Raw genomic sequence first — 9,159 nt, forward strand, 5'->3', positions numbered from 1 at the left:
ATCTACACGGTAACACCTCGGCTGCCTCCGTGCCGCTCGCTCTCTCGGTAGCTGTCGCCGACGGCCGCATCAAGAAGGGCGATCTTGTGCTTCTCGAGGCGATGGGTGGAGGTTTCACCTGGGGCGCGGTATTGCTCCGCTGGTAAGTGCCGAACTCGCCGGTTCGGTTCTTGACCTTGCCGGATCAATTACTTAGGCTCTGCCTTTACCTGTATCGATTTACGTTTTGCGAGCAGATGGGACGGTCGCATGGGGGGAAAGACACTTACGCGTGCCGACCTAGCTGAAGCCGTTTATCGGAAGGTCGGCTTGTCGCGAACTGAATCGGCGGAACTCGTCGAGGCGGTCCTGGACGAGATCTGCGAGGCCATCGTTCGCGGCGAGACGGTAAAGCTGTCTTCCTTCGCCACCTTCCATGTCCGCTCCAAGAACGAGCGCATCGGCCGCAACCCCAAGACGGGCGAGGAAGTGCCGATCCTGCCGCGTCGGGTGATGACGTTCAAATCCTCGAACGTGCTCAAGAACCGGATCCTGCGTTCGCACCAGAACAGCAAGGGCAAGGGCGGCAAGTAGTTTGCTGGCGAATGCGGTTGAAAATCGCCGGCCATTTTGACGCTGGGCTTGAATATCGTTTCATAAATCGCTGAAATAAGGCGCGATTCGGCATCATGCGCCGGATCGTGGTCCAGTGTGGAGGATTGGCCCATGGACAAGAGTCCCGATGCTTTCCGCACCATCAGCGAAGTGGCGGAAGACCTCGATCTGCCGCAGCACGTGCTGCGTTTCTGGGAGACGCGCTTCACCCAGATCAAGCCGATGAAGCGTGGCGGCGGCCGGCGCTACTACCGGCCGCAGGACGTCGAGCTCATCAAGGGCATCAGGCATATGCTCTATGATCAGGGCTATACGATCAAAGGCGTGCAGAAGCTGTTGCGCGAGAACGGCAACCATTTTCTGGTCGCTATCGGCAATGGCGACATGGCCGCCGTCGAGGCGATCGCCCAGCGCCGCCAGGCCGAGCAGGTACCGCTGACAGCAGCCGCCCAGCCGCGCGGCGACGAGGACGCGCTGGTCGGCCAGCCGAAGGTCAAGCCCAGCCGCCGTTTCTTCGGTCTCGGCAAGAGCGACGACGAAGGTCCGGTTCAGCCCGACTCTTCGAAATTGTCGCGTGACAATCGAGCCTTGCTGCAGGAGGCGCTGTTCGACTTGCTGGAATGCAAGCGCTTGCTCGACCAGGTCCGTTGAGCGGTCGTCATGCCGCTTGATGCCGCGCGGTCAGCCCGCCGGAACTGGCTCGGTGTCCGTGCGTTAGGCCTTCGCGAAGAGAAGGACAACAAGCATGGCATCGTTTTCGACCCTCTCCGATGTTGATATCGACAAGCAGGTCGCGGCGCTTTCGCGGCAATTGCACGATCTCAAGAGAGTTTTGGCCAGGCGCGGTGACGCCTATTACGAGGATGGCCGCGAGGCGGCGTCCGACTATTATTCGCAACTTGCCGACCGCCTCCACGAGGCGCTGCCGGCAATAAGGCGCAGGGGCAGGGCGATCGAGCGTACGGCGCGCGATCATCCGGCGACGGCCGCCGCCGTCGGCCTGGTCGTGGTCGGACTGCTTGCAGGCCTTCTCATCAGCCGCCGCTGATCGATCGACGGTTTGAAACAGAAATGGCGACCGTCCTTGACGGCCGCCATTTCCATATTACTCGGTTGCCAGCGATCAGTTCGCCAGCTTGAGCCGAGTCTTCGGATTGACCTTCATGACCTGACTGCATTTGCCGTAGACGGTGCCGTTCTTGTCGGTGGCGTCTGTATAGGTGCCCTTGCAATCGAGTTGCAGCACCAGGCACGAGCCATGGCCCTTGCAGACCGCACCGCCGTCGCCGGTCGGATGCGTCCCCGCGAAGGCAGGAGCCGAGACGGAACCGAAAGCCGAAACGACGAGAGCGGCGGCGAGGGTGATACGCTTGAAGTTGGTCATTGAGCATTTCCTTCCATTGGTTGTCGGGATCGCCGTCCTGGGTCCCGCTGGGTTGAGGAGCGCCTTTCGCGGCGCCCATGGCCGCTTAGTGCCGCCTCCAATGGAAAGGTACATATGCCGCGCGACTTTTTTGGTTTGGCCGGCAATTTCAGCGGACTGGACGGTCCGGGTGCGCGACCTTCGTTGGCGATACGCGGCACGCATCCGGCGCGCAGCGCCTCGACATGGAAGCGGCTCCGCCAGCTTGTCGGCAGGCGTCACGAACCGCGGATTGCGGCCGACGATAGCGCGTCGGGGTGGGTGGATTTGGCAGAGCCGAGCTTCAGGGCGAAGCCGGCAACGAAAGCCGGATGGCGAAGCGTCAGGATGAGACGGGCGGTCGTCAGAACCAGGCGGTATCTGGCCGACAGGTCATCGCGGGTCCCATCACCCACATTCCGGCGTGCGGTTCGACATCACCGGACGTTTATGCGGAAAATCCGATGGGAAGGCCGGTCCGCTTCAGCGGCGAAGGCCTGCCTTCCCATCGGTGGAAGGGAAGATCAGGCGTTCTTCGGAGCCATCTTCTTATGGTGGTGGTGGTGGTGATGATGATGACGGTGGTGATGCCTGTGGTGATGACGATGATGGTGATGCTTCTTCATCGGAGCCGCATCTGCGCTTGTGGCGCCCAGGATCGGCATGGTGAACGCCAGGGCCAGAGCCAGCCCGAGCGCTGAGAGAAGGGACTTCTTCATGATTCGTTTCCTTGTTAAGCGGGCGTTCGGGATCAAATCCGTGCCCAAGCCTCGCGAAAGGAACTATCCTCCTGGTTTTTTTCGCCAATTTTTCCCAAATGTAGATTTTTGTTTCTGGATTGTTTCTGAGAAGTCCTCTGGAGCAATTCCAGGAAAGTGTGAGCGGTTTTCCGTCCGGAATTGCGTAAAACAAAGAGATAGGGCGTCTTGCCATTTCCATGGAACGGTGAAGCGTACTAGCGCCGCGCGCGCCCCGAGATGCGAAGACCTCGCGATTCTGGAAATCCCGAGAGCGTGGATGCTTGGCCTCACATAGGCGGCGCGACACCGTGATTCCCGACCACGACGCGATTGGCGACGAGCTTGCCGTTGCCGCTGCGCTCGGCATTGACGAACACCGCGACGCCAGGCTTGAGATCCGCTGGAGTGGCGGTAGCGAATGTCACGATCGGTGTGGTCTGCGGGATCGCGATCCGTTTCTTCTGGCCGTTGTCATAGGTGAGCGTCACCGAGCGGCCTTCGATCTCGGTGACGTCGGCAACGGTGCCGTTGGTCATGCGGCTGTTGGGCTGCAAATCCCAGTCGCGGTCGCCTTCTCCCGTGCCCTTCAGTGCGGCCGGGAAGATCACGACCTCCAGGGCGCCGCTGCCGCCATCGGCTTTGGATACCGAGGCGATGCCGAGAAAATCACCCTGCTTGATATCGGCTGCCGATGCCTTGGCGACAGCCGAAATCTTCCAGCCGTCGGCAAGCGTGATCGCATCGGTGTTGCCGTCGCGGTCCTTCACCGTCAGCGTCGATCCGGCGACGCTGGCGACAGTGCCCCGTATACGCACGGCATCCGCCGCCCAAGCTTGCGTCGCGCCGATGACGCTTGAGATTGTGCCGAGCACGATTGCGAACGATTTCAAATTCATGGCGTCTGATCCTTCCGGGAAACTTCCGGCGCCGGCTGTCGGCCGCCGGTGACGGCAAGCTAACGAATCGGGACGTCGAAAATGCCGGCGAATCCGGTCTCGGACCTTCAAAAGAACTTGATTGAGCGCCGCGCGACCTTACATTGCTGGTGTCTGAGGCACGGCCAAAACGCCGCTTCACGATGGCGTGACGCCGCACCGGTGCTCTTGGCAAATGAAGTGTTAACGAGCATTCTCCCGCCCGTCTCAGGCAACACCATTTCATCAGACCCTGTTTCATCCCAAGGAGTTGCCATGCCCAACACCGCACGAAACGCTGTTTCCAACGACATCATTGCCGCGTCCGGCCTCAACCCGTTGAAAGCCGCTCGCGAAACGAGGGGATATACGATCGAGGAACTCTCTTTGACCTGCGGCCTGGCTGTGGGCGAGATCGTCGACATCGAGGACGGCAAGGACGCCGACCCCGCCAAGCTCCGGCGCATCGCTTCGGCGTTGCAGATACCGGAAGAGGAATTGATCAAAATGCCGGACGAGGGGAATTGGCCTACCCAGCAATAGAGGCGCGAAAGGCGCACATCGAAGAGCCCGCCGGGATTTCGCCCGGTGGGCTTTTTAGTGCCTGCAAGGCGCAGGCGCTGGCTCTTGCCAAGGTCGGCCGCATCATGCGATTCGCCACCGCTGCTGCTCGAGCGATTCCAGGAAAGGTGTGAGCGGTTTTCCGTCCGGAATTGCGTAAAGACAAAGATATCCTGACGAGGAATTCACATGAGCTTGGAATCGGTTCGCGCCTTCTTTGCCGAGCACGCGCCGGACGTGGAGGTAATCGTTACCGAGACAAGCTCGGCCACTGTCGCGCTTGCGGCGGAGGCGCATGGCGTGACGCCGGCGCAGATCGCCAAGACGATCTGCCTGCGCGTCGGAGAGGAGACCATGCTGGTCGTGACCAGCGGCGTAGCCCGGCTCGACAATCGCAAATTCAAGGACAGGATGGGTGGCAAGCCGCGCATGCTCGGCGCGGAGGAGGTGCTGGCCGTCACCAGCCATCTGCCGGGCGGCGTCTGCCCGTTCGGCCTGCCGGCGCCGCTGCCGATCTTTTGCGACCTGTCGCTCAAGCCTTTCGACGAAGTCGTTCCCGCCGCTGGCGCCACCAATGCCGCAGTGCGCATCACGCCGCAGCGCATGGCCGATCTGGTCGGCGCCGTGTGGGTCGACGTTTGCCAGTAACAATTCCCGCCAGATATCTCTTCGCGGCTCGCAAAAGGGCTACCGCCCGGCTTTGACCGGAGCTTGATGGTGAGCGCTCGCTTCCATTTGGCTTGGCACGGGGCGCTCGCGCCTGAAGCGTTTCGCCGTTGCGCCCCGACCAACTCGAAAAGCGTCGACGAACGGCCAAATTCTGGACATTAGTCTTGACAGAAATACATATGTTCAATACCGGTCAGGCAACCGAACAGCATGCAATATGGGAGGAGTACACGGTATGGCATCCAATATTTCGTTGACGGGCCTTGCCCGCGATCTCGAGGAGCGAGCCAAGTCCGGCAAGCCTATCCGCATCGGCCTGATCGGCTCCGGCGAAATGGGCACCGACATCGTCACCCGCGTCGCCCATATGTCCGGCATCGAGATCGGTGCCATCTCCGAATTGAACCTTCCCGCGGCCAGCAAGGCCGTCGACATCGCTTTCCAGGAAACGGGACGCGCGCGGGAAGTGTCGAACGCGTCGGCTATGACCGCTGCCATGGAGGCCGGCAAGATAGCGGTCACCAACGATTCCAGCCTGATCATCGGCAATGACCTGATCGACGTCGTCATCGACGCGACCGGCGTTCCGGCCGTCGGCGCAGAGATCGGCCTGCGCGCCATGGAGCACGGCAAGCATCTGGTGATGATGAATGTCGAGGCGGACGTCACCATCGGCGCCTACTTGAAGAGCGAAGCCGACCGCCTCGGTGTGACCTATTCGCTAGGCGCCGGCGACGAGCCGTCTTCCTGCATGGAGCTGATCGAGTTCGTCTCCGCCATGGGTCACCCGATCGTCGCCGCCGGCAAGGGCAAGAACAACCCGCTCAACATCGACGCCACGCCTCCGGACTATGAGGAGGAGGCGAAGCGCCGGCATATGAACGTGCGCATGCTGGTCGAATTCGTTGACGGTTCGAAGACCATGGTCGAGATGGCTGCGATCGCCAACGCGACCGGACTGGTTCCCGACAAGCCCGGCATGCATGGCCCGGCGGCCACGCTCGGCGAATTGTCGAAGGTGCTGGTGCCCGAGAAGGACGGCGGCGTGCTGTCGAAAGTCGGCGTCGTCGACTATTCGATCGGCAAGGGCGTGGCGCCCGGCGTCTTCGTCGTGGCCGACATGTCGCATCCGCGCATTTCGGAGCGCATGGAAGACCTGAAGATGGGCAAGGGCCCGTATTTCACCTTCCATCGCCCCTATCACCTGACTTCGCTGGAAGTGCCGCTGACCTGCGCCCGCGTCGTGCTTTACGGCAAGGCCGACATGGTGCCGCTGGCCAAGCCCGTGGCCGAGGTCTGCGCGGTCGCCAAGAAGGATCTGAAGCCGGGCGACAAGCTCGATGCCATCGGCGAATATTGCTATCGCGCCTGGATCATGACGGCGCCGGAAGCCCATGCGGCACGCGCGATCCCTTGCGGCCTGCTGCAGGGGGGCTCCGTCACGGCGCCCATCAAGAAGGGCGAGCTCATCACCTATGCCAACGCGGCGCCCGCTCCGGGCTCGAAGATCGCCGAGCTGCGCGCCCGCCAGGACAAGCTCGTCTACGGCGCTGTGGAGGCGTGATCATGGCTGGAGCCAACAAAGCCGTCGTGGATAGCCGGGCCAACCTGCCTTTCGTCTATGGCCAGTACAGTCCGGAGCAGCTGAGACAGGTGCTTCATAAGATGTACCTCATCCGCCGCTTCGAAGAGGGCGCGGAAGAGTGCTACATGCGCGGCCTCATCCACGGCACCATGCACCTGTCGATCGGCCAGGAGGCCAGCGCGATGGGCATCTGCATGCCGCTCGCCGAGGATGACCAGATCACCTCGACGCATCGCGGCCATGGCCATTGCATCGCCAAGGGCGCGGAGGTCAGCCGAATGTTCGCGGAGTTCTTCGGCAAGACCACCGGCTACTGCAAGGGCAGGGGCGGCTCCATGCATATCGCCGATGTCGCCAAGGGCAATCTCGGCGCCAACGGCATCGTTGCCGGCGGCATTCCGATCGCGGTAGGCGCCGCGCTTTCGTCCAAGATGATGAAGACCGGCAAGGTCGTGGTCTCCTTCTTCGGCGACGGCGCCAACAACGAGGGCGCCTTCCACGAGGCGCTGAACATGGCGGCCATCTGGAAGCTGCCGGTGATCTTCGTGTGCGAGAACAACGGCTACGGCATGTCGACCTCGACGGCGCGCTCGACGGCGGTGAAGAATATCGCCGAGCGGGCGGCCGCCTATTCGATGCCCGGCGTCATCGTCAACGGCAACATCTTCTCTGAGGTGGCCGAAGCGTCCTTCAATGCGGTCGAGCGGGCGCGCGCGGGCGAGGGGCCGACGCTGATCGAATCCAAGACCTACCGCCACCGCGGCCATTCCAAGAGCGACCGCAACCGCTACCGCACCAAGGAAGAGATCGAGGATTGGATGGCGAACCGCGATCCGATCACGCTCTTCGAGACCGAGCTGCGCGATTTCGGCTTCATCGACGACCAGGGTATGCAGGCGATCCGCGACGCGGTCGCCAAGGAGATCGCCGACGGCATCGAGTTCGCCAAGGCGAGCCCGGCGCCGGAGATCGCCACCCTTCAGAACTATGTTTACACGGAGCATGCGTGATGGACGCCGCGGTGCGTGAACTGAGCTACGCCCAGGCGATCCAGGAAGCCATGGCGATCGCCATGGACATGGACGAGCGCGTCTTCCTGATGGGCGAGGATATCGGCGTCTATGGCGGCGCCTTCCAGGTGACGGGCGATCTGGTCGAGCGCTACGGCACCGACCGCGTGATCGACACGCCGATCTCCGAACTGGGCGGCGCCGGCGTCGCGGTGGGCGCGGCCGTCACCGGCATGCGGCCGATCTTCGAATTCCAGTTCTCGGATTTCGCCACACTCGGCATGGAGCAGATCGTCAACCAGGCGGCCAAGATGCGCTTCATGCTAGGCGGCGAGGTCTCGGTGCCGGTGGTGATGCGTTTCCCGGCCGGCTCCGGCACGGGTGCCGCCGCGCAGCACAGCCAAAGCTTGGAGGCCTGGCTAGGTCATGTGCCCGGCCTCAAGGTCATTCAGCCGGCGACGCCGCACGATGCCAAGGGCATGCTGTTGGCGGCAATCGCCGATCCGGACCCGGTCATGATCTTCGAGCACAAGCTGCTCTACAAGATGAAGGGGCATGTGCCCGAGGGCCACTACACCGTTCCGATCGGCAAGGCCGAGATCCGCCGCGAGGGCCGCGACCTCACCATCGTCGCGACATCGATCATGGTGCAGAAGACGCTCGACGCCGCGGCCGCGCTCGAAGGTGAAGGTATCGACATCGAAGTGGTCGATCTGCGCACGATCCGCCCGATCGACAGGCAGACCGTCATCGACAGCGTGAAGAAAACATCGCGCCTGCTCTGCGTCTACGAGGCGGTGAAGACGCTCGGTATCGGCGCGGAAGTGAGCGCGCTGGTCGCCGAGAGCGAGGCCTTCGACTACCTCGATGCGCCGATCGTGCGCCTCGGCGGCGCCGAGACGCCGATCCCCTATAATCCGGACCTGGAAAAGGCGACGGTGCCGCAGGTTCCCGACATCATCGCCGCCGCGCGCGACCTTGTGAAAGGGGTTCGCTGAGCGATGCCGACCGAAGTCATTCTTCCCAAGGTCGACATGGACATGGCGACCGGACAGATCTCGCGCTGGTTCGCCGAGGAGGGCGCTCGCGTCAAGAAGGGCGACGTGCTCTTCGAGATCGAGACCGACAAGGCAGCGATGGAGATCGACGCGCCGGCCAGCGGCACCCTGCGCAACATCACCGGCAAGGAGCGCGTCGACATTCCAGTCGGCGAGCCCGTCGCCTGGATTTATGCCGACGATGAAGTGTATTCGGCTGAGACGCCGCAGAAGAAGGCTCCAATCTCCCCCCCTGTGGGGGAGATGTCGGCGAAGCCGACAGAGGGGGGCGCTGTCCCGCCAACGTCTCATTCTTTCGCGCCCCCCTCTGGCCTGCCGGCCATCTCCCCCTCAGGGGGGGAGATCAGCCAATCGCCGATCGTAGCGCGCGCGACGCCGCTTGCACGGCGCTTGGCGCGCGAGGCGGGTCTTGCGATTGCCGGCATAGCCGGCAGCGGTCCGCGCGGCCGCGTCGTGCGCGCCGACGTCGAAGCCGCAGTCGCCGCGAAAGGCGCGACCATCCCTGTCCAGCCGCCAGCCGCGATTCCGGTAGAAGTCCCGCCCGCTCCGGCGCCGAAGCCGATGTCGGACGATCAGGTGCTGAAGCTGTTTGCCGAAGGCTCCTACGAGCTTGTCCCGCACGACAA

General features: G+C 62.8%; 13 protein-coding genes. 11 read left to right on the forward strand and 2 right to left on the reverse strand.

What is annotated here, in order from left to right; translation table 11 throughout:
* The 4 genes from FJW06_RS29805 to FJW06_RS29820 form a co-directional block, all read left to right on the forward strand.
* On the forward strand, positions 1–146 hold a 146-nt coding region (locus FJW06_RS29805; protein ID WP_281404903.1), incomplete at its 5' end, for a 3-oxoacyl-[acyl-carrier-protein] synthase III C-terminal domain-containing protein.
* A gap of 103 nt (positions 147–249) precedes the next feature.
* A complete protein-coding gene (locus FJW06_RS29810) occupies positions 250–573 on the forward strand; it encodes an integration host factor subunit alpha (RefSeq protein WP_040983242.1) in 324 nt (107 codons plus the stop codon).
* 132 nt (positions 574–705) lie between these two features.
* Positions 706–1,245: a MerR family transcriptional regulator gene (locus FJW06_RS29815; RefSeq protein ID WP_040983239.1), complete on the forward strand. Its 540-nt coding sequence runs from the start codon at positions 706–708 to the stop codon at positions 1,243–1,245.
* Positions 1,246–1,339: 94 nt separating this feature from the next.
* A complete protein-coding gene (locus FJW06_RS29820; RefSeq protein WP_140757239.1) occupies positions 1,340–1,642 on the forward strand; it encodes a DUF883 family protein in 303 nt (100 codons plus the stop codon).
* A gap of 75 nt (positions 1,643–1,717) precedes the next feature.
* On the opposite strand, the gene FJW06_RS29825 is transcribed toward FJW06_RS29820, so the two are convergent.
* Entirely contained in the window at positions 1,718–1,978 is a 261-nt protein-coding gene (locus tag FJW06_RS29825) for a hypothetical protein (RefSeq protein WP_140757241.1), read from the reverse strand.
* Between the two features lie 350 nt (positions 1,979–2,328).
* On the opposite strand from FJW06_RS29825, the gene FJW06_RS29830 reads away from it, so the two are divergent.
* Entirely contained in the window at positions 2,329–2,697 is a 369-nt protein-coding gene (locus FJW06_RS29830; protein WP_140757243.1) for a hypothetical protein, read from the forward strand.
* Between the two features lie 326 nt (positions 2,698–3,023).
* On the opposite strand, the gene FJW06_RS29835 is transcribed toward FJW06_RS29830, so the two are convergent.
* On the reverse strand, positions 3,024–3,632 hold the full coding sequence (locus tag FJW06_RS29835) for a hypothetical protein (protein ID WP_140757245.1): 609 nt from the start codon (positions 3,630–3,632) through the stop codon (positions 3,024–3,026).
* 294 nt (positions 3,633–3,926) lie between these two features.
* Between FJW06_RS29835 and FJW06_RS29840 the strand changes: the two genes are divergently transcribed.
* From FJW06_RS29840 to FJW06_RS29865, 6 genes are all read left to right on the forward strand, one after another.
* Positions 3,927–4,193: a helix-turn-helix transcriptional regulator gene (locus FJW06_RS29840; protein WP_140757255.1), complete on the forward strand. Its 267-nt coding sequence runs from the start codon at positions 3,927–3,929 to the stop codon at positions 4,191–4,193.
* 207 nt (positions 4,194–4,400) lie between these two features.
* Positions 4,401–4,859: a YbaK/EbsC family protein gene (locus tag FJW06_RS29845; protein ID WP_140757247.1), complete on the forward strand. Its 459-nt coding sequence runs from the start codon at positions 4,401–4,403 to the stop codon at positions 4,857–4,859.
* Between the two features lie 256 nt (positions 4,860–5,115).
* Complete coding sequence (locus FJW06_RS29850; RefSeq protein WP_140757249.1) at positions 5,116–6,444, forward strand: NAD(P)H-dependent oxidoreductase; 1,329 nt, start codon at positions 5,116–5,118, stop codon at positions 6,442–6,444.
* 2 nt (positions 6,445–6,446) lie between these two features.
* Positions 6,447–7,475 carry a thiamine pyrophosphate-dependent dehydrogenase E1 component subunit alpha gene (locus FJW06_RS29855; RefSeq protein WP_140757251.1) on the forward strand — a complete coding sequence of 343 codons (1,029 nt, stop codon included), beginning with the start codon at positions 6,447–6,449 and terminating at the stop codon, positions 7,473–7,475.
* Complete coding sequence (locus tag FJW06_RS29860) at positions 7,475–8,473, forward strand: alpha-ketoacid dehydrogenase subunit beta (RefSeq protein WP_140757257.1); 999 nt, start codon at positions 7,475–7,477, stop codon at positions 8,471–8,473. Before FJW06_RS29855 ends, FJW06_RS29860 begins: the two co-directional genes overlap by 1 nt.
* Positions 8,474–8,476: 3 nt before the next feature.
* Positions 8,477–9,159 (forward strand): biotin/lipoyl-containing protein (locus tag FJW06_RS29865; RefSeq protein WP_140757253.1); only part of this gene is annotated, 683 nt, incomplete at its 3' end.

Origin of the sequence: Mesorhizobium sp. B4-1-3, from assembly GCF_006439355.1 — a bacterium.
Taxonomy (GTDB): domain Bacteria; phylum Pseudomonadota; class Alphaproteobacteria; order Rhizobiales; family Rhizobiaceae; genus Mesorhizobium.

What these genes read in the sequence shown, in the direction of transcription:
- FJW06_RS29810 (WP_040983242.1), top strand. Translation starts at nt 250, where the DNA reads ATGGGGGGAAAGACACTTACGCGTGCCGACCTAGCTGAAGCCGTTTAT.
- FJW06_RS29815 (WP_040983239.1), top strand. Translation starts at nt 706, where the DNA reads ATGGACAAGAGTCCCGATGCTTTCCGCACCATCAGCGAAGTGGCGGAA.
- FJW06_RS29820 (WP_140757239.1), top strand. Translation starts at nt 1,340, where the DNA reads ATGGCATCGTTTTCGACCCTCTCCGATGTTGATATCGACAAGCAGGTC.
- FJW06_RS29825 (WP_140757241.1), bottom strand. Translation starts at nt 1,978, where the DNA reads ATGACCAACTTCAAGCGTATCACCCTCGCCGCCGCTCTCGTCGTTTCG.
- FJW06_RS29830 (WP_140757243.1), top strand. Translation starts at nt 2,329, where the DNA reads ATGGCGAAGCGTCAGGATGAGACGGGCGGTCGTCAGAACCAGGCGGTA.
- FJW06_RS29835 (WP_140757245.1), bottom strand. Translation starts at nt 3,632, where the DNA reads ATGAATTTGAAATCGTTCGCAATCGTGCTCGGCACAATCTCAAGCGTC.
- FJW06_RS29840 (WP_140757255.1), top strand. Translation starts at nt 3,927, where the DNA reads ATGCCCAACACCGCACGAAACGCTGTTTCCAACGACATCATTGCCGCG.
- FJW06_RS29845 (WP_140757247.1), top strand. Translation starts at nt 4,401, where the DNA reads ATGAGCTTGGAATCGGTTCGCGCCTTCTTTGCCGAGCACGCGCCGGAC.
- FJW06_RS29850 (WP_140757249.1), top strand. Translation starts at nt 5,116, where the DNA reads ATGGCATCCAATATTTCGTTGACGGGCCTTGCCCGCGATCTCGAGGAG.
- FJW06_RS29855 (WP_140757251.1), top strand. Translation starts at nt 6,447, where the DNA reads ATGGCTGGAGCCAACAAAGCCGTCGTGGATAGCCGGGCCAACCTGCCT.
- FJW06_RS29860 (WP_140757257.1), top strand. Translation starts at nt 7,475, where the DNA reads ATGGACGCCGCGGTGCGTGAACTGAGCTACGCCCAGGCGATCCAGGAA.